This is a genomic window from Pseudoglutamicibacter cumminsii (assembly GCF_003143995.1).
Taxonomy (GTDB): domain Bacteria; phylum Actinomycetota; class Actinomycetes; order Actinomycetales; family Micrococcaceae; genus Pseudoglutamicibacter; species Pseudoglutamicibacter cumminsii_B.
This window is the reverse complement of the sequence record NZ_QFWG01000012.1, coordinates 1-17,617: the sequence shown is the minus strand read 5'-3', so window position 1 is coordinate 17,617 and position 17,617 is coordinate 1. Positions and strand designations below refer to the sequence as shown.

Below are 17,617 nucleotides of genomic sequence, written 5' to 3'. Positions count from 1 at the left end.
GAAAGGAAACACCCATGGCTTTCTCACTCACCCGCCGCGGTAAGCGCGCAAGCGCTGTATTCGCGACGCTCGCAGCAGCATCCCTCGCCCTCACCGCATGTGGCGGCGGCGAAGGCGAAGCAGAGCATGTAGAACTCGACACCAAGAAGGACGTCAAGATCGAAGGCTCGAAGACCTTCGACAAGATCTCCAAGGACGGCAAGGTCACCATCGGCGTCAAGGAAGACCAGCCAGGCCTCGGTTACCTCGACGCCGCAAGCGGCGAACGCTCGGGCTTCGACATCGAAATTGCCCGCTGGATGGCCGCTGAGCTCGGCATCGAATCCGACAAGATCGAATACAAGGTCGTTGACTCCGCGAACCGCGAGCAGGCGCTCTCCAACGGTGACGTCGATCTCTACGTCGGCACCTACTCGATCACTGACAAGCGCAAGCAGCAGGTCGGCTTCGTCGGCCCATACTTCGTGACCGGCCAGGGCCTGCTCGTCAAGAAGGACGACGACAGCATCGCATCCGAGAAGGACCTCGCAGGCAAGACCGTGTGCTCGGCAACCGGCTCCACCCCGTTGCAGAACATCGAAGAGAACTTCAAGGACACCAAGGCTGTAGGTATGGACAAGTACTCCGCATGTGTCTCGGCCCTCATGGACGGCACCGTTGACGCCGTAACCACCGACCAGGCGATCCTGCTCGGTTACGCATCCAACGACCCAGACAACCTCAAGGTTGTGGGCGAGCCATTCACCGAGGAACTCTACGGCGTTGGCATCCCTAAGGGTGAAACCTCCCTGTGCACCGCACTCAGCGACGCCATGACGAGCGAGGACGGCAAGAAGACGTGGACCAAGATCTACGACGCGACCCTCGGCAAGTCCGGCACCAAGGTTGACCAGCCTGAGCCAGCTAAGTGCGACTAGTCCTAAGAGACTAATCAAGTGCGACTAGTCTTGTGCGGCTAATCCCACAGGACACGCACACAACGTGACATAGAGAAAGGCGGCTCGGGCGCTGAGAACTCGAGCCGCCTTTCCTATGACAACAGCCTTCCCCTCAACGCAGATCCCACTGGCAGACAAGGAGCGCACATGGACGCGCTAGCCGAGTTCTGGCGAGTACTCACCGACAACAGCGACATATACATCCGCGGCTTCAAGATGACCCTCTTGCTCTTCGCGGTCTCGGGCATCGGATCCCTCATCCTCGGCACGATCGTCGGCGCGATGCGGGTCTCTCCCGTCCCCGTGATGCGGGCGGTCGGTACGTTCTACGTCAACGCGGTCCGTAACACCCCGCTGACGCTGATCCTCATGTTCTTCGCTCTCGGGTATCCGAAGCTCGCTTCAAGCAGCAGCTCGGTCCTACCCAAGCTGGACTTCGTTCAGCTCGCGATGGTCGGCCTGACCCTCTACACCGCGACCTACGTCGCGGAAGCTCTGCGTTCGGGCATCAACACCGTACCGCTGGGGCAAGCGGAAGCAGCGCGCGCCGTCGGGCTCACGTTCGGTCAGTCGATGACGCAGATCATCCTGCCGCAGGCTTTCCGCGCAACCGTGCCACCTATGTTCTCGGTGTTCATCGCGCTGCTCAAGAACACGACGGTCGCCGCAGCATTCGGTGTGGTTGAGGCTGGAACGATCCGCCAGTACCTCTCGGAACGCTCAGAACCTCAGCTACAGGGCCTCATCTGGGTTGCCGTCATCTTCGTGGCACTCGTGATGCTCCTTTCGATGATGCAGCGGTACTTCGAACGTAAGTGGAAGGTGGCATAACCATGGCGGCTTCAGTTCTCTACGACCAGCCTGGCCCGCGCGCCAAAGTCCGCAACCGTATCCTCGCGGTCATCACCATCGTTGTTGTTGCGGCGATCGTGTGGTTCATCATCAGCCAGTTCGCGGCCGCCGGCCAGTTCGCTCCACAGAAGTGGGCGTTCCTGCAGTCCCCTCGCATCATGCAGGGATTCATGCAGGGTGCCATCAACACGCTCACCGCGTTCGGGCTCGCGGCCGTGCTTTCGCTTGCCCTCGGGTTTATCCTCGCGGTCGGGCGGCTTTCGGACCACGCGTGGGTTCGTGCGATCTTCTCGTTCCTCGTTGAGACGTTCCGTGCAATCCCGCTGCTGATCCTGATGATGTTGCTGTACTACGGACTCCCTACGATCGACATCAAGCTGACGCCGTTCACGGCTGTCGTGATCGCTCTGACCGCCTACAACGGTTCGGTTCTGGCGGAAGCGATCCGAGCCGGTGTTGTCTCGTTGCCGAAGGGCCAAGCGGAAGCCGCGTACGCCGTCGGTATGCGTAAGTACCAGGTCATGACCCTGATCTTGCTACCGCAGGCCGTGAAGTCGATGCTGCCGGTCATCATCTCCCAGCTCGTTGTGGCGCTCAAGGACACCGCGCTTGGTTTCGTTATTACGTACCAGGAGCTGCTGTACCAGGTGAAGCTCGTCGGCAACCAGATCTCGTACGGTTACCCGTTGATCCCGGCCGCGATCGTCGGCGCTGTCATGTACATCGGCTTGTGCCTCATCCTTTCCGGTGTTGCACGCTACGCCGAATACCGCATCAACAAGCAGCCAGGTACTAAGAAGGCTCGTGCGAAGATGGAAAGCGTCCAAGTCACATAACTGCGCTGACTCATGCCTATGCGCCACCTAGCTTGGTCATAACAGACCAGCTGGGTGGCGCATCGGCTGTTTAAAGCCGGTTAGTTCGTGTGTGCTCTGTGACATACTTTGTCCGTGGCTACTGATAATCAAGCATTTTCTCCGGTCCAGCGGTATCTGTTGACGGTGACGCTGATTCCGATGTTTATGACGCTTCTGAGCGTCTCGATTGTCAACGTCATCCTCCCGTCGATCAAGACGACCCTGGGCGCCGACGATTCGCAGCTTCAGTGGGTTGTGTCCGGCTATGCGTTGGCTTTCGGTGTCCTGCTGGTTGCGGCGGGTCGCGCAGGCGATGTGTATGGCCGCGGCCGGTTGTTCGTGGCCGGCTTGGCGGTGTTCGGTCTCGGCTCGCTTCTGGCGGGTCTCGCGCCAAACACCGCGGTCCTCAATATTGCCCGCGTGCTCACGGGTTTAGGTTCGGGCGCTTTGGGCCCGCAGATTATCGGCCTGATCCAGCAGTTCTTTAGCGGACCTAAGCGTGGCCGTGCGTTCGGTCTATTCGGTGCCGTGGTGGGTGTCTCGGTTGCGATCGGCCCGGTCCTGGGTGGCCTGCTCATCCAGGTCTTCGGCGCTGACTGGGGTTGGCGCGCCTCGATCCTCATCAACGTTCCGATCGCGGCTTTCGCGATCCTCATGTCTAAGAAATGGTTCCCTGCGGGTGCGTGGGAGCCGGTGCCGGCATCGGATCAGCCTGCAGGTGTTCAGCCGGATGGTGTTGAGGTCTCGCGGGGCCGCGCCAAGGCCGACGTCGACCCCGTCGGCATCATCCTGTTCGGATTGTCCGTGCTGCTTGTGATGTTGCCGTTTATGGAAGCGCGCGCGTCGGCTTGGTTCTGGGCGGCGCTTCCGCTTGGGCTCATCGTGTTGGTCGTGTGGGTCTTTTGGGAGCGCTCTTACGAACGTCGCGGCCGCTCCCCGATGGTTGATATGAACCTGTTCAAGACCCGCTCCTTCGCGAACGGAACCGCGCTGATCTCTGTGCATTTCACGGGTATGCCCGCTATCTGGTTGATCGTGGCTGTCTATATGCAGAACGGGCAAGGCAAGTCCGCTCTAGCAGCGGGCGCGATCGGGTTGCCTGCCGCGATCCTGTCCGCGGCGACGTCCGCGATCGCTGGCCGCCACATCGTGCGTTTGGGGCGCATCCTGGTGGTCACTGCTCAGTTTGTGGTGCTTGCGGGGCTCCTGGGGAGCATCCTGGTGATCTGGATGATCGAGGCCTGGGATATCTCCGTGTGGTGGCTCATGATCCCGCTCGCGTTCGCTGGCGGTGCTCAGGGTGCTGTAATTAGCCCTAACCAGACGCTGACCCTGGCCGATGTGCCGGTTCAGTACGCGGGGTCCGCAGGCGGCGTCATGCAGACGGGGCAGCGTGTCGGTACCGCGATTGGTCTTGCGTTGGTCACGGGCATCGTGTTTGCGAGCGCCGCTGCGACCGGCAACTGGGATCACGCAACGATGATCGGTTTCGCTGCCGTGTTCGCGATTGTTGCGCTCGCTACCGCGCTCGGTGTGTTGGATCTGTTCCAGTCACGCAGGGAACGCCGGGACCGCTACGGCGCATAACTGTAGGGGAGCCAAGGCGCACAACTAGCTCTGCAGATAACGAAAGGGGCGCTACCACGTGAACCGTGGTGGCGCCCCTCTCGTTGAGGCTTTAGCTTACGCGTTTGGGTAGTCGCGCTGCGTGTAGCCGGTGTAGATCTGGCGTGGACGGCCGATCTTACGCTCTGGGTCCTGCATCATTTCACGCCACTGGGCAATCCAGCCTGGGAGGCGGCCGATTGCGAACAGGACGGTGAACATCTTCTCTGGGAAGCCCATCGCCTTGTAGATCAGGCCCGTGTAGAAGTCCACGTTCGGGTAGAGCTTGCGTTCGATGAAGTAGTCGTCGCTGAGCGCCTTCTCTTCCAGGGTCATCGCGATGTCGAGCAGCTCGTTGGAGCCGTGCTTCTCGAGGATGCGGTGCGCGGTTTCCTTGACGATCTTCGCGCGTGGGTCGTAGGACTTGTAGACGCGGTGGCCAAAGCCCATGAGGCGGATGCCGGCTTCCTTGTTCTTGACCTTCTCCATGAAGTCAGCTGGCTCGAGGCCTTCAGCCTGGATCTGCTTGAGCATGTGCAGAACAGCCTCGTTCGCGCCGCCGTGAGCTGGGCCGAACAGGGCGTTGATGCCAGCGGAGACGGAAGCGAACAGGTTCGCGTCAGCGGAGCCGACCATGCGGACGGTGGAGGTCGAGCAGTTCTGTTCGTGGTCTGCGTGCAGGATCAGCAGCTGATCGAGTGCGCGCACCATCTCTGGGTCCAGCTCGTATGGCTCTGCCGGGTTGGCGAAGCACAAGCGGATGAAGTTCTCAACGAGGTTGAGCGAGTTGTCCGGGTAGAGCAGCGCGCGGCCCATCGACTTCTTCAATGCGTATGCGGCGATGACCGGGACCTTACCCATGAGGCGGGTCGTGGACAGTTCGATCTGTTCGTCATCGAACGGATCCAGGGAGTCCTGGTACCAGGTCGAGAGCGCGGACACTGCCGAGGACAGCAGCGGCATCGGGTGTGCGTCGCGTGGGAAGCCGTCAAAGAAGTTGCGCATCTCCTCGTGCAGGAGGGTGCGGCGGCGGATGCTCTGATCCCATTCCTCGAACTGCTCGGCGGTTGGGAGTTCGCCGTTGATGAGCAGGTAGGAGGTCTCCAGGAAGTTCGACTTCTCAGCAAGCTGCTCGATCGGGTAGCCGCGGTAGCGCAGGATTCCCTCTTCACCGTCGATGTAGGTGATGGCCGACTTGGTCGAGGCCGTGTTCATGTACCCCGGGTCGTACGTTACTGCGCCGGTTTCTTTACGCAGCGGAGCGATTGCCAGGCCTTCGTTGCCTTCTGCCGCTTCCACAACGCCGAGGTCGAGCTGCTTCTCGGCATAGCTCAACTGTGCATTCGCATCAGTCATGTGGAGTGCCTCCTGAGTGAGTTAGTTGACGTGCCTCGCGGTGCGCCGGTGACGTCCGGGCACACGGGTGGCTCTCTTATACCGTATCTTGTCCGGGCTTCAGCTGCGACCTGAGTGCAGTATTTTTGCCACGGGCTGAGTGCTTTATGGCGCTGTGTGACGCGCGTTACTTCAAGCGTTCTACCGCTGTTTGGATGCGTTCGTCCGATGCGGTGAGGGCTATGCGCACGTGTTCGGTTCCGTGCGGGCCGTAGAACGCGCCGGGACCAGCAATGATGCCGCGGTCCGCGAGCCACCCGATGGTGTCCCAGCAGTCTTCGCCGCGGGTTGCCCACAGGTAGAGGCCGGCTTCGGAATGGTCGATGGTGAAGCCGGCGGCCTCGAGCGCGGACTTCAGCTGTTCGCGGCGGGCGCGGTAGAGGTTTTTCTGCTGCGCCACGTGTTCGTCGTCTGTGAGGCCGACCGTCATCGCGTGCTGGACTGGGCCGGGGATCATCATGCCCGCGTGTTTGCGGGTGTTGATGAGGTCCGGCATGAGCTCCGGGGCGCCGGTTACGAACGCGGCGCGGTAGCCTGCGAGGTTCGACTGTTTGGACATCGAGTAGATCCCCAGTAGCCCGGTGAGGTCTCCCCCGTTGACTTCCGTGTCCAGGATCGAGGGGACGGATTCTTCCCATTCGCCCCAACCGAGTTCCGCGTAGCACTCATCCGAGGCGATGACCGCGCCGATCTCACGCGCGTCACGCACCCAACGTGCGAGGTCCTCGCGGCTCAGCACGGAGCCGGTCGGGTTGCCGGGCGAGTTCAGGTAGATGAGTTTGACGCGGGAGCGCGTCTGGTCATCCAGCTCGTCCAAAGAGTCAGCTGATACAGCCTCGGCGCCGGCCAGCGTCGCACCTACCGCGTACGTCGGGTACGCGACCCGCGGGCAGACCACCACATCAGTGTTTCCGCCGCCGGCGCCACCCTGGCCACCGTTCCCACCGAGCCCCAAGATGAGCGGCAACCATGCGATGAACTCCTTGGAACCCACTACCGGCATGACCATGTCCGCGGTCACGTCGGCGGCGTTGCGGCGTCGTCGCCACCACTGGGCGATCGCTTCCCGCAGCTCAGCGGTGCCTTGCGTGGTTGGGTAGCCCGGCGAATCCGTGGCCTCAGCCAACGCATCCTGAAGGATCTTCGGGGTCGGATCCACGGGCGTACCGATCGAAACATCAACCGCACCGTCAGGGTGGGCTTGCGCACGCTCGCGGTACGGCGCCAAAAGCTCCCACGGGTAGTCAGGAAGATGCAACCCAAACGCCGCGGCAGGCTGGGTTGAGGATCGGTCAGTTGTGCTCATGGAGTCCTTGTCCTGGGCGGTTTAGTCCTGGTTCTGTGGTGGCAGGGCGTCGATAAATGGGTGGTCGAAGTCGAATGCACCCGAGCGTGCGGCGCCGCCTGGCGAACCGATCTCGTCGAAGAAGTCCACGTTAGCTTTGTAGTATTCGGCCCACTCTTCTGGGACGTCGTCTTCGTAGTAGATCGCTTCCACAGGGCAGACCGGTTCGCATGCGCCGCAATCAACGCACTCATCCGGATGGATGTAGAGCATGCGGTTGCCCTCATAGATGCAGTCGACTGGGCATTCGTCAATGCACGCCTTGTCCTTCAAGTCCACACAGGGCTGCGCAATGATGTAGGTCACGCTGGTCGCCTTACCTTTCCACGGTGCGATAGTGGTTGAAACTGTTGAGCCTCAGTTTAGTAGCCTGCGCGGTCGTTGCCTAAGCAGGCGCGGTACACATGCCGGTCAACGTGACGAGCTACATGAAAGGGCCGAGGCTAGAGGAAAGGATCTGAGCTACAGGAAAGGATCAACGCGACGTAGTGCTTCGAAGCTTTGCCCGTGGGTGCCGACGAGCGCGGCTGGCTTCCCGTTGACCGCGAGGGTTACGCGGTGGTCGAACGGGGTTTTGTGGCGTTGGTCTACCCACGGCAGAACGCCATACGGTTCGGATGAGATCCACGTGATGTTGGGGAACTCGGCGAGCGCTGCGCGGAAGGCTTCGCGGTGTTCTGGGCTGAGGTAGTACAGAACCCAGGTGTGGAAGACCACGATGCGGGCCTCAGGTGGCGCTTGCCGGATGAGTTCCGGGACGGCTTCAACGAGGTCGCCGGCGACGATGCGGGCAGGTTCCTCCAGCGCGATGCGGGCGGCGGCGTGGAGCCGGGCCCTCCGCTCTTGGTGCTCGGGCCAGATGAGGGTTTCGAGCCATGCGAGTTCGTCGGCGTCTGCGAGGTTGAGCGGGTTGAGGTCTGCTCCTGTACGGTAGGCGACTTCTGGGATGTGGTCTGGGACCCAGTCCGCGTCGATCGCGGCCGGGAGGGTCACGGTGGACGGCCCGTCTTTGGGGTGTAGTTCTACAGTTTCCCCTGCGGTTGTCGTGTACGCGTAGGAATAGCGGTCCGGGTAGAGGCACAGGCCAGCGCTCGCGCCGGCTTCAATCAGTGCGAGCGGTGCCCGCTCCCCCGCCGACTGGCCACCCGCGTCGGCGGTTGCCGTACCAAGCCGATCGAGTCGCGAAAGAATCGGCAGCATGACGGCGCATCGGTTCGCTTCATTGGTCTGCGTCGCGCGCTGCAAAACCTCGGGTTTGACCTCGCCCCAGTGTGTCAAGAGCCAGGCGCGGAACTGCTCGTAGTCGCCTACTGGTGCGCCCTTGAGTCGTGCCGCCGCGAATACGAGGTTCGGCTGGATTTTGAGCCCCGGTAGCTCGGAAAGTAAAGCGAGAACTGCGGGGTCTTGGGACACTCCCCGGGCCCATTGGTCGTAGGTTGCAGAGATGCCCCGGGCTTCGGCCTCAGCAAAGTGGCGGTAGGTTGCCGCGATATTGGCATACATGCCCACAAGGCTATGTCCCAGGCCGATGGTCAACCCATCCGAACGCAATATTTGTTCTTCTTGAGACATGCATCTCACCGCCGCCGTGTGAGGGGTCTGTGAAATGATCGCTGTATGGCTGACCTGTTTGATGCGCTCGGTGTTGGCGCGCGTGTTGTGGCGCGGTACCGCTTGCCGGATGAGACGCTCACGGACGCTTTGGGCGACATCGTCTACATCGGTTCAGCTGAGGACTATGTGCCCGATGCGGACAGTCTTCACGCGGAGTCTGAGGCTTCCGCTCCGGTGGGGGCGGGCAGGGTTGTTGTGGTGCGGACGCGACGTGGTGACGTGTTTGTTCCGACGGCGCGGGTCACTCACGCTAAGCCTGTTCCGCCTCCGCCGCAGAGGCGTGCGCCGCGCCGCTCAGCTGAGTAGCGCGGGCCTCGCGTTGACGCCGGCTGAGGATTTTCATGACGGTGAGTGAGGCGAGCACGGTCGCGATGATGACGCCGGCAAAGAGGGTCAACGCCGCGATGTAGGCACCCGGTGCGTTGTTGCGCGTGAACTCGTTGATGGGGGCGATCACGATGTTCGTTGTGGACAGCGAGAGCGCCCCGATGGTTGCGAACGCTATCGCGCCGATGGCGCCCGGGACCCAGAGACGTCCGGTGAAGCTACCCCACCACAGGCCCGCCGCGAGGACGGCGAGCGCCGAGAGCACGGCACCCCATGGGAGCACGATGAGTGTTTCGTTCATCGTGCCCGCCCAGTAGTGGGTGTGCCAGAGCACCCCGGAGATCCCGGACATCAGCCCCAGAAGGATTGTCAGCACGATGCTCAGCGTGGCTGATGGGCCGGCTGGCTCAGCTGGTACTGGGGCCGATGCTCCGAGAGGTGACTCTCCGGGGGTTGATGCTCCGGCGGTTGGGTTAGTTCTTTGCACGCCTGCGAGCCTCGCGCATACGGTCGGCGGAGTTGAGGATGACCTTGCGGATGCGGATCGCTTCCGGGGTCACTTCAACACATTCGTCTTCGGCAGCGAATTCGAGGGACTCTTCGAGCGTGAGTACGCGTGGTGGCGTGAGTCCTTCGAAGGAGTCAGCGGAAGCAGCGCGCATGTTGGTCTGCTTCTTTTCTTTGGTGACGTTGACTTCCATGTCTTCGTTGCGGGCGTTTTCACCCACGACCATGCCTTCGTAGACTTCCTGCGTTGGCTGGACGAAGAACGTCATGCGTTCCTGCAGGTTGATCATCGCGTACGGGGTGGCCACACCTGCGCGGTCGGAGATGATCGAGCCGGTGTTGCGGTATTCGATCGCGCCCGCCCATGGCTCATAGCCGGCGGAGATCGTATTCGCGATGCCTGCGCCGTGGGTCAGGGTCAGGAACGTGCTGCGGAAGCCGATGAGGCCGCGGGCTGGCACGGTGAAGACCATGCGGACCCAGCCGGAGCCGTGGTTGGTCATTTCCTGCATGCGTCCCTTGCGTGCCGCGAGCAGCTGGGTCACGGCGCCGAGGTAGTCCTCTGGGGTGTCGATGGTGATTTCTTCCATCGGTTCGTGGACCTTGCCGTCGATCTCGCGGGTCACAACCTGCGGCTTGCCGACGGTGAGTTCGAAGCCTTCGCGGCGCATCTGCTCCACGAGGATGGACAGCGCGAGCTCGCCGCGGCCCTGGACTTCCCACGCGTCTGGGCGTTCGGTTGGGAGGACCTTGAGCGAAACGTTACCGATGAGCTCACGGTCGAGACGGTCCTTGACCTGGCGGGCGGTGACTTTAGCGCCCTTGACGCGGCCGGCCATCGGCGAGGTGTTGATACCGATGGTCATCGAGATCGCTGGATCATCGATGTGGATGGCAGGTAGCGGGCGCGGGTCGTTGAGGTCGGTGATGGTGTCACCGATCATGATGTTTTCGATGCCGGCGACAGCGACGATCTCGCCCGGGCCGGCTTCTTGCGCTGGGACGCGCTCGAGCCCGCGGGTTTCGAGTAGCTCGGTGATCTTCACGGAGCGCTGGTCGCCGTGGTGGATCCACGCGACGTTCTGCCCCTTCTTAAGGGTTCCGCCGTGGATGCGCAGGAGTGCGAGGCGACCCAGGAATGGGGATGCGTCGAGGTTGGTCACGTGCGCCTGCAGAACGCCGTCGTCTTCGTAGGACGGCGCTGGGACGTGCTTCATGATCGTCTCAAACAGCGGTTCGAGGTCTTCGTTGTTTGGCAGCTCGCCGTCGGCTGGCTGTTCGAGCGATGCGCGGCCGGCCTTACCGGATGCGTACACGACTGGCAGCTCGAGAATCGAGTCGATGTCGAGGTCCGGGACCTCTTCCGCGATATCGGAAGCGAGGCCGAGCAGCAGGTCCATGGTTTCGGAGACCACGCCGTCGATGCGGGCGTCAGGGCGGTCTGTCTTGTTGACGACCAGGATCACTGGCTTGCGAGCCTCGAGCGTCTTGCGGAGCACAAAGCGGGTCTGCGGAAGCGGACCTTCGGAGGAGTCCACGAGCAGGACCACGCCGTCGACCATCGAGAGGCCGCGTTCCACTTCCCCACCGAAGTCGGCGTGGCCTGGGGTGTCGATCACGTTGATCGTGACGTCTTTACCGTCAGAAGCTGGGCCGTTGTAGAACACCGTGGTGTTCTTGGCGAGGATGGTGATCCCCTTTTCGCGTTCGAGTTCGCCGGAGTCCATCACGCGGTCTTCTTGTTCGCCGTGTGCGGCGAATGCTCCAGTGGTGCGGAGCATGGCGTCCACCAGGGTGGTTTTGCCGTGATCAACGTGTGCAACGATCGCAACGTTACGGAGGTCCTCGCGTGAGGCACGTGCCATAAGGGGTTCCTTCAGCTTGTTCGTGGGGCCGCCGTGTTGCGGCCAGCGTGTATTAACAGCGTGATTGCAAGTCTACTCTGCTGTTGGCCGCGCCGTTGCGCGAGGTGCTGTGAAGCGTGCCGTTGCGCGGGGTGATGTTGGCCGCGCCGTTGCGCGGGCTGTCGCGCGCGGTTTTCACGTCGTGCCCGGAGCGCATGGCACGATTATTCCTATGATCGTTTCTCCGTTGACGTTGACCCGTAACTTGTCTGGCTGGATTCTGGGCGTGGTTGTTCTTGGTTTTGGCGCTTTCGCGGCCGTGGATGCGTTTGCGCGTGGTTTTTTCTATGCGGGTGTCGCGACGTCGTTCGGCACGTTGGCGTTGGTGATGCTGGTTGCTTGGACGCTGATTTTGCCGCGGCTCGTGGTGGAGCCGGAGGCGGTCGTTGTGCATAACGCGACGACTGTGGTGCGGATTCCGTGGGCTAGGTTGCGTGAGGCGCAGGATGTTTATTTTGTTGAGTTGACTGATACCGATGGCGTGGTGACTCGCGTGTGGTCGGCGCCTGTTCAGGGCATGGGTCAGCGGCGTAAGGCTTTGCGTGCGAAGGCGGCTGACGCTGATTTGTTGCGTCATGGTGTTGATCCGAGCCAGGTTGAGGATCGCGCCGCTAAGTTGCGTGAGGGGCAGGGTATTTCCGCTCAGGTGATGCGGTATAAGGATGCCCAGTTGAAGGCTGTTGAGGCTGGTGAGCTGGATGCCGATGCTGTGAACGCTGAGGTCACGAAAACGTGGCTTTCGCTTCAGTGGATCATGTTCGGTGTGGTTACAGTGGCCACGGTCGTGCTGTTGGTGATCGCTTAGTTAGTTAACGCTTAACTCGTGAGTTTAAATGTTGCGGGGTGTTGACCGGTGACCGGTCAACACCCCGCAACATTTAAGAGCTAGCTGCCGAATACGAAGTCTCCGCCTGGGATCGCTTCGAGCAGGTCGCGTGTGTACTGTTCCTTCGGGTTGTCGAAGACCTCGTCGGTGGAGGCTTGCTCAACCACTTGGCCGTTCTTCATCACGGTGACTTGGTCGGCGACCATGCGCACGACTGCGAGGTCGTGAGTGATGAACAGGTAGGTCAATCCGAGCTCGGTCTGCAGGTCGGCTAGCAGGTTGAGGACCTGGCCTTGGACCAGCACGTCGAGTGCGGACACGGCTTCGTCGAGAACCAGCACCTCGGGCTTGAGCGAGAGCGCACGTGCGATTGCGATGCGCTGACGCTGACCACCCGAAAGCTCACCTGGGTAGCGGTTTGCTGTCGCTTTCGGAAGCGATACCTGGTTCAGGAGCTCTTCGACCGTCTTGCGGCGGCTGCGGCGGTCGCCGATCTTGTGCGTTTCGAGCGGTTCCGCGATCGAGGCGCCGATCGAACGCATCGGGTCCAGGGTTCCGTACGGGTCCTGGAACACCGGCTGAACGCGGCGACGGAACGCGAGCAGATCCTTGTGCGGCCAGTTCGCAACGTCCTTGCCGTCGAAGGTCATGGTTCCTTCGGTGATGTCCTCGAGTTTGAGGAACATCTTCGCGAGCGTTGACTTACCGGAACCCGATTCGCCGACCACGCCCATCGTGGTTCCCCGTGGGATCTGCAGCGAGACCTTGTCCACGGCCTTGAAGTCGGTGGTTTTGAGGCCCTTTTCGCGGATCTTGTACACCTTGGTGACGTCGGTGAATTCGATGAGCGGGTTCTCATCGACTCGCTTGACGTCCGGGGTTTCCTCGTGGCGGCGCAGCAGCTTCTCGTCTGCGCCCATCGCGACGTCGTCGCCTTCCTGCACGCTTTGGATGCGGCGGGAAGCCAGCGATGGCGCGGCACCGACGAGGCGCTTGGTGTACGGGTGCATCGGGTTGGCGAGGATCTCCTTGGAGTCCCCGTATTCGACGACCTGCCCCTTGTACATCACCACGAGTTTCTCGGCGCGTTCAGCTGCGAGGCCGAGGTCGTGGGTGATGAAGATGACGGAGGTGCCGTGTTCGCGTGTCAGTTCACCGAGGTGGTCGAGGATGCGACGCTGCACGGTGACGTCGAGCGCGGAGGTCGGTTCGTCGGCGACCAGCAGGCGCGGGTTCGCAGACATGCCGATGCCGATCAGTACGCGCTGGCGCATACCGCCGGAGAACTGGTGCGGGTACTGCTTGAGGCGGCCTTCAGGCTTCGGAAGGCCGGCTTCCTTGAGAACCTCGATGACGCGTTCGCGTGCAGCTTTCCCACGCAGCGACGTGTTCGCTTCGATGGTCTCTTGGACCTGGAAGCCGATGTTCCACACCGGGTTGAGGTTGGACATCGGGTCCTGCGGGACGTAGCCGATTTCGCGGCCGCGGATTTCTTCGAGCTTCTTGCGTGGCGCCTTGGTGAGGTCGATGCCGTTGAAGGTCGCCTTACCGCCGGTGATGCTTCCGTTGGAAGCGAGAAGTCCGAGGATCGCGGTCACGGACGTGGATTTACCGGAACCGGATTCACCAACGATCGCGAGGTTTTCGCCCTGGAAGAGCTCGAAGCTCACGCCGCGCACGGCGTGCACTGGGCCCGCTTGCGTTGAGAAGGTGACTTCGAGGTCTTTGACGTCCAGCAGCGGCGTGCGGCCGTCTGCGGCGTCGGTGACTGGCTGGGTGTTCTCGTTCATGTTCTGATCTTTCATCGGCGTGCCCTCGCCTTCGGGTCAAGCGCGTCTCGGACCACGTCGCCTAGCAGCAGGAAGGAAAGAACTGTGATGGCGAGTGCGCCTGCCGGGTAGAACAGCAGGTTCGGCGCGGTGCGGATGACGTTCTGTGCCGTGGAGATGTCGAAGCCCCACGAGATGACCTCTGGCGGCAGACCCACGCCCAGGAAGGACAGGGTTGCTTCCGCGACGATGTAGGTACCCATGGACACGGTCGCGATCACGATGACGGGTGCCAGGGAGTTCGGGATCACGTGGCGGATGAGGTTCTTGCCGCGGGATACGCCGAGTGCGATGCCTGCGGTCACGAAGTCTTGCTGCTTAGCTGTAAGCACGGCGCCGCGCATAATGCGGGCGACTTGCGGCCAGCCGAAGACAGCGAGCGTGAGCGAGAGCATCACCACACCGCGGCCGAATGGCGCGATCTGCATCATGACGATTGCACCGAGCACGGATGGGATCGCGAAGAAGATGTCACCGAGACGGGAGATCACGGCGTCGAGCCAGCCGCCGAAGTAGCCAGCGATCGCGCCGATGGTCGCACCGATGAGGGTTGCGAGCGCAGTGGACAGCAGGCCAACAGTCAGCGATGCGCGGGTTCCGTAGATCACGCGCGTGTAGACGTCGCAGCCTTGCTTGTCGAAGCCGAACGGATGCCCCGGGCTTGGTGCCGCGAGCGAGTTCCGGAGTTCGCACGCTGCACCCGATGGGTCACCTGAGGTGAACAGCTGCGGGAACAGGGCGACGAAAATGATGAGCGCAACGAGCACGAGGCAGATCCACGTGATGACTCGCTTGCGCATGTCGCGCCAGGCGTCTGACCAGACGCTGGTTGGTTTCGCGGAGACGTCGACCTCATCGACGCTCTGCAGCGGGGTCTCTTCAATGGGGGCTACATAACGCTTCATGGAGCATCACTTCCCGTAACGAATGCGCGGGTCAAGCACCGCATAGAGGATATCGACCAGCAGGTTGGCGAGCATGAAGATGATCACCATGACCGCAACGAAGGAGACCACGGTTGGGCCTTCTCCTCGGATGACCGCCTGGTAGACGGTGCCACCAACGCCTGGGATGTTGAAGATACCTTCGGTGACGATCGCGCCAACCATGAGGGAGCCGAGGTCGATACCGAGGTAGGTCACCACGGGGATGAGCGAGTTACGCAGTACGTGGACGCGGATCACTCGGCCGCGTGAGAGGCCCTTGGCGGTTGCGGTGCGAACGAAGTCGGCACCGACGTTTTCGGCGACGGATGCGCGTGTGAGTCGCAGGACGTTCGCGATGGATACGGACGCGAGAACCGCCGCGGGCGCGATCATTTGCGTCCATGGTCCGTTACCGGAGATGGATGGCGGGATGATGTCCCACTTCACGCCGAGGAAGTACTGGACTAGGAAACCCACGACGAAGGTCGGTACCGAGATCAGCAGCAGCGAAAGGACCAGCGCGACGCTGTCGGTGATACCGCCCTTGCGCAGGCCTGCGACGAGGCCGAAGGTGATGCCGATGATCGCCTCGAAGATGAGGGCGAGTACAGCGAGGGTCGCGGTGAGCGGGAACGCTTCCGCCATGACGTCGGAGACTGCGCGGCCTGTATAGGTTGTGCCTAGGTCGCCGGTGAAGACGCCGCCGATCCAGATGAGGTACTGGATCAGGACTGGCTTGTCGAGGTTGTATTGTTCACGAATTTCTTGGATGACAGCCGGGGATGGCGCTTTGCCATCGAACAGGGCCGCGATCGGGTCGCCTGGCAACGCGAAGACCATCAGGTAGATGAGAAGCGTTGCACCAAAGAAGACCGGGATCAGCTGTAGCAGTCGTCGGCCGATGTACCAGAGCATGGGTGCCTCGGTTTCGGGGTTTGGTGTTCGGTTTCGGTTCGGTGTGGCTTAGACACGCTGACACCGCTGCGTGCGTTCCTTGCCCGCTCGCAGCGGTGTCAGACGTGTGTGAAGCCTCGTCACATGGGAGCTAGTTTTACTCGCTCTTGGTGACTTCGGTGTAGATCGGCACGGAGTTCCAGCCGAATTCAACGTTGTCTACCTTGTTGCTCCAGACACCGTTGACGTTGTTGTACCAGAGTGGGATTGCTGGCAGGTCGGTGAGCAGGGTCGACTGTGCCTTTGCGTAGAGCTCGTCTGCCTGCTCTGGGCTGTCAGCGGATCCAGCCTGCTCAAGGTAGCCGTCGAATTCCTTCGAGGTGTAGCGGCCGTAGTTCGAGCCAGCGCCGGTCTTGTAGAGCGGCGAGAGGAAGTTGATCTGCGATGGGTAGTCTGCCTGCCAACCCGAGCGCATTGCGCCGGTCATCTTGTCGTTGTCCTGGTCATCCAGCAGGCCCTTGAAGGCTGGGTAGGACTTACCCTGAGCCTTGATGCCGAGGTTGCGCGAGAGCTGGTTGGAGAGGGCGTCGACCCATTCCTGGTGGCCGCCGTCAGCGTTGTAGGCGATGGTGAAGGTGCCTTCGTACTTGCTGATCTTGTCGGCTTCAGCCCAGCGCTTCTTAGCTTCTTCTGGGTTGAACTTCAGGACGTCGTTACCTTCGGCGTTCTTACCCCAGTTGTCCCAGCCTTCAAGCACTGGGGAGGTGAAGTCGGATGCCGGGGTACGGGTACCGTCGAAGAGGGTCTTGGTGATCTCTTCACGGTCGATGGCCATGGAGATGGCCTGGCGGCGCAGCTTGCCTTCTTCGTCGTTCTTGAAGTGATCGAGGTACTGCGGGATCGTGAAGGACTGGAAGATTGCTGCTGGCTGGTTGACGTTACGGCCGTCGAAGTCTGCCTTGTAGGTCGCGAAGTTCGATGGGTCGATCTGGTCGAGGATGTCGAGGCGATCGGCCTGGGTGTCAGCGTATGCAGTCTTAGGGGACTCGTAGAAGGTGATTTCCACGCCGCCGTTCTTTGGCTCGCGTGGGCCCTGGTAGGAGTCGGACTTGACGAGCTTGACGCCCTGGTTGTGCTTCCATGCGCCTTCGGATTCGAACTTGTATGGGCCGTTACCGATAGGGTTTTCACCGAACTTCTTCATGTCCTTGAACGCGGACTCTGGCAGTGGCACGAATGCGGAGTAGCCGATGCGCTTGAGGAAGTCAGCTTCTGGGTTGATGAGTTCTACGGTGAACTCGGTGTCGGAGACCTTCTTGAGGCCGGTGAGTTCAGCGCCCTTCTTGTCTGCCGAGTAGCCCTTGATGTTATCGAAGAAGTACTGGCCACCCTGGGCGTTAGCGACGTCGGCGCCGTAGTTCCATGCCTTGATGAAGGAATCGGAGGTGACCGGGGTGCCGTCGGAGAACTTGAGGCCTTCCTTGAGCTTGACGGTCCAGACGGTGTTGTCATCGTTTGGTTCGATGGACTCTGCCTGGTCCATGCGTGGGGTGCCGTCAGCTTCGAAGGAGACGAGACCCGCGAAGATGAGGTCGATGATCTTACCGCCGCCAACCTCGGTGGTGTTGGTTGGGATCAGCGGGTTCTGTGGCTCAGTGCCGTTGGTGGTGATGATGGCGTCTGGGTTGGCTTCTCCCCCACCGTTGCCCTTTTCGCCGCCGCCTCCGCCGCCGCACGCTGCGAGTCCGAGTGCGGAAATTGCGAGAACAGAAAGAGCGGAAATCTTCCGGTTGTTCTG

Annotated in this window: 17 protein-coding genes; 6 read left to right on the top strand and 11 right to left on the bottom strand. The window is 61.5% G+C overall.

Going from position 1 to position 17,617, the window contains the following annotated elements; genetic code table 11:
• Positions 1-14: 14 nt before the first annotated feature.
• The 4 genes from CAY35_RS08340 (at position 15) to CAY35_RS08325 (ending at position 4,234) form a co-directional block, all read left to right on the top strand.
• Entirely contained in the window at positions 15-917 is a 903-nt protein-coding gene (locus CAY35_RS08340) for a glutamate ABC transporter substrate-binding protein (protein WP_109304164.1), read from the top strand.
• 168 nt (positions 918-1,085) lie between these two features.
• The gene (locus CAY35_RS08335; RefSeq protein ID WP_109304163.1) at positions 1,086-1,769 is read left to right on the top strand and encodes an amino acid ABC transporter permease; all 684 of its coding nucleotides are present in this window, start codon (positions 1,086-1,088) and stop codon (positions 1,767-1,769) included.
• A 2-nt stretch (positions 1,770-1,771) separates the two neighbouring features.
• Entirely contained in the window at positions 1,772-2,626 is an 855-nt protein-coding gene (locus tag CAY35_RS08330; RefSeq protein ID WP_109304162.1) for an amino acid ABC transporter permease, read from the top strand.
• A gap of 114 nt (positions 2,627-2,740) precedes the next feature.
• On the top strand, positions 2,741-4,234 hold the full coding sequence (locus CAY35_RS08325; RefSeq protein WP_258265712.1) for an MFS transporter: 1,494 nt from the start codon (positions 2,741-2,743) through the stop codon (positions 4,232-4,234).
• 96 nt (positions 4,235-4,330) lie between these two features.
• Here CAY35_RS08325 and CAY35_RS08320 read toward each other — a convergent pair whose 3' ends face one another.
• The 4 genes from CAY35_RS08320 to CAY35_RS08305 form a co-directional block, all read right to left on the bottom strand.
• Positions 4,331-5,608, bottom strand: a complete 1,278-nt coding sequence (locus tag CAY35_RS08320; RefSeq protein ID WP_109304161.1) for a citrate synthase — start codon at positions 5,606-5,608, stop codon at positions 4,331-4,333.
• Positions 5,609-5,774: 166 nt separating this feature from the next.
• Entirely contained in the window at positions 5,775-6,953 is a 1,179-nt protein-coding gene (dapC, locus tag CAY35_RS08315) for a succinyldiaminopimelate transaminase (RefSeq protein ID WP_109304160.1), read from the bottom strand.
• Positions 6,954-6,974: 21 nt separating this feature from the next.
• Positions 6,975-7,298 (bottom strand): ferredoxin, encoded by a 324-nt coding sequence (fdxA, locus tag CAY35_RS08310; RefSeq protein ID WP_035755451.1) that lies wholly within the window; start codon positions 7,296-7,298, stop codon positions 6,975-6,977.
• 156 nt (positions 7,299-7,454) lie between these two features.
• The gene (locus CAY35_RS08305) at positions 7,455-8,564 is read right to left on the bottom strand and encodes a DUF2332 domain-containing protein (protein ID WP_258265711.1); all 1,110 of its coding nucleotides are present in this window, start codon (positions 8,562-8,564) and stop codon (positions 7,455-7,457) included.
• Positions 8,565-8,609: 45 nt separating this feature from the next.
• Between CAY35_RS08305 and CAY35_RS08300 the strand changes: the two genes are divergently transcribed.
• The gene (locus CAY35_RS08300) at positions 8,610-8,912 is read left to right on the top strand and encodes a hypothetical protein (RefSeq protein WP_109304159.1); all 303 of its coding nucleotides are present in this window, start codon (positions 8,610-8,612) and stop codon (positions 8,910-8,912) included.
• Here CAY35_RS08300 and CAY35_RS08295 read toward each other — a convergent pair.
• Genes CAY35_RS08295 through CAY35_RS09630 form a run of 3 tightly spaced genes read right to left on the bottom strand, consistent with a single transcriptional unit; the run spans position 8,857 to position 11,501 of the window.
• The gene (locus CAY35_RS08295) at positions 8,857-9,420 is read right to left on the bottom strand and encodes a hypothetical protein (RefSeq protein ID WP_146191955.1); all 564 of its coding nucleotides are present in this window, start codon (positions 9,418-9,420) and stop codon (positions 8,857-8,859) included. The genes CAY35_RS08300 and CAY35_RS08295 overlap by 56 nt on opposite strands.
• The gene (gene typA / locus CAY35_RS08290) at positions 9,407-11,305 is read right to left on the bottom strand and encodes a translational GTPase TypA (protein ID WP_109304157.1); all 1,899 of its coding nucleotides are present in this window, start codon (positions 11,303-11,305) and stop codon (positions 9,407-9,409) included. The genes CAY35_RS08295 and typA overlap by 14 nt, the downstream gene beginning before the upstream one ends.
• Before the next feature lie 52 nt (positions 11,306-11,357).
• Complete coding sequence (locus CAY35_RS09630; RefSeq protein WP_181377532.1) at positions 11,358-11,501, bottom strand: hypothetical protein; 144 nt, start codon at positions 11,499-11,501, stop codon at positions 11,358-11,360.
• A 15-nt stretch (positions 11,502-11,516) separates the two neighbouring features.
• Here CAY35_RS09630 and CAY35_RS08285 point away from each other — a divergent pair, with 15 nt between their 5' ends.
• The gene (locus tag CAY35_RS08285; protein WP_146191954.1) at positions 11,517-12,149 is read left to right on the top strand and encodes a hypothetical protein; all 633 of its coding nucleotides are present in this window, start codon (positions 11,517-11,519) and stop codon (positions 12,147-12,149) included.
• 80 nt (positions 12,150-12,229) lie between these two features.
• Here CAY35_RS08285 and CAY35_RS08280 read toward each other — a convergent pair whose 3' ends face one another.
• From CAY35_RS08280 to CAY35_RS08265, 4 genes are all read right to left on the bottom strand, one after another.
• Positions 12,230-13,975, bottom strand: a complete 1,746-nt coding sequence (locus CAY35_RS08280; RefSeq protein WP_375231766.1) for a dipeptide ABC transporter ATP-binding protein — start codon at positions 13,973-13,975, stop codon at positions 12,230-12,232.
• On the bottom strand, positions 13,972-14,904 hold the full coding sequence (locus CAY35_RS08275) for an ABC transporter permease (protein ID WP_109304155.1): 933 nt from the start codon (positions 14,902-14,904) through the stop codon (positions 13,972-13,974). The genes CAY35_RS08280 and CAY35_RS08275 overlap by 4 nt, the downstream gene beginning before the upstream one ends.
• 6 nt (positions 14,905-14,910) lie before the next feature.
• Entirely contained in the window at positions 14,911-15,840 is a 930-nt protein-coding gene (locus CAY35_RS08270; protein ID WP_101630633.1) for an ABC transporter permease, read from the bottom strand.
• A gap of 136 nt (positions 15,841-15,976) precedes the next feature.
• A partial coding sequence (locus CAY35_RS08265) for a peptide ABC transporter substrate-binding protein (protein ID WP_375231765.1) occupies positions 15,977-17,617 on the bottom strand: 1,641 nt, incomplete at its 5' end.

Excerpts from the sequence above, each read along its gene's own strand:
- CAY35_RS08285 (WP_146191954.1), top strand. The coding sequence starts at position 11,517 with ATGATCGTTTCTCCGTTGACGTTGACCCGTAACTTGTCTGGCTGGATT.
- CAY35_RS08300 (WP_109304159.1), top strand. The coding sequence starts at position 8,610 with ATGGCTGACCTGTTTGATGCGCTCGGTGTTGGCGCGCGTGTTGTGGCG.
- CAY35_RS08340 (WP_109304164.1), top strand. The coding sequence starts at position 15 with ATGGCTTTCTCACTCACCCGCCGCGGTAAGCGCGCAAGCGCTGTATTC.
- CAY35_RS09630 (WP_181377532.1), bottom strand. The coding sequence starts at position 11,501 with ATGCGCTCCGGGCACGACGTGAAAACCGCGCGCGACAGCCCGCGCAAC.
- dapC (WP_109304160.1), bottom strand. The coding sequence starts at position 6,953 with ATGAGCACAACTGACCGATCCTCAACCCAGCCTGCCGCGGCGTTTGGG.
- CAY35_RS08330 (WP_109304162.1), top strand. The coding sequence starts at position 1,772 with ATGGCGGCTTCAGTTCTCTACGACCAGCCTGGCCCGCGCGCCAAAGTC.
- CAY35_RS08270 (WP_101630633.1), bottom strand. The coding sequence starts at position 15,840 with ATGCTCTGGTACATCGGCCGACGACTGCTACAGCTGATCCCGGTCTTC.
- CAY35_RS08275 (WP_109304155.1), bottom strand. The coding sequence starts at position 14,904 with ATGAAGCGTTATGTAGCCCCCATTGAAGAGACCCCGCTGCAGAGCGTC.
- CAY35_RS08335 (WP_109304163.1), top strand. The coding sequence starts at position 1,086 with ATGGACGCGCTAGCCGAGTTCTGGCGAGTACTCACCGACAACAGCGAC.
- CAY35_RS08280 (WP_375231766.1), bottom strand. The coding sequence starts at position 13,975 with ATGAAAGATCAGAACATGAACGAGAACACCCAGCCAGTCACCGACGCC.
- CAY35_RS08320 (WP_109304161.1), bottom strand. The coding sequence starts at position 5,608 with ATGACTGATGCGAATGCACAGTTGAGCTATGCCGAGAAGCAGCTCGAC.
- typA (WP_109304157.1), bottom strand. The coding sequence starts at position 11,305 with ATGGCACGTGCCTCACGCGAGGACCTCCGTAACGTTGCGATCGTTGCA.
- CAY35_RS08305 (WP_258265711.1), bottom strand. The coding sequence starts at position 8,564 with ATGTCTCAAGAAGAACAAATATTGCGTTCGGATGGGTTGACCATCGGC.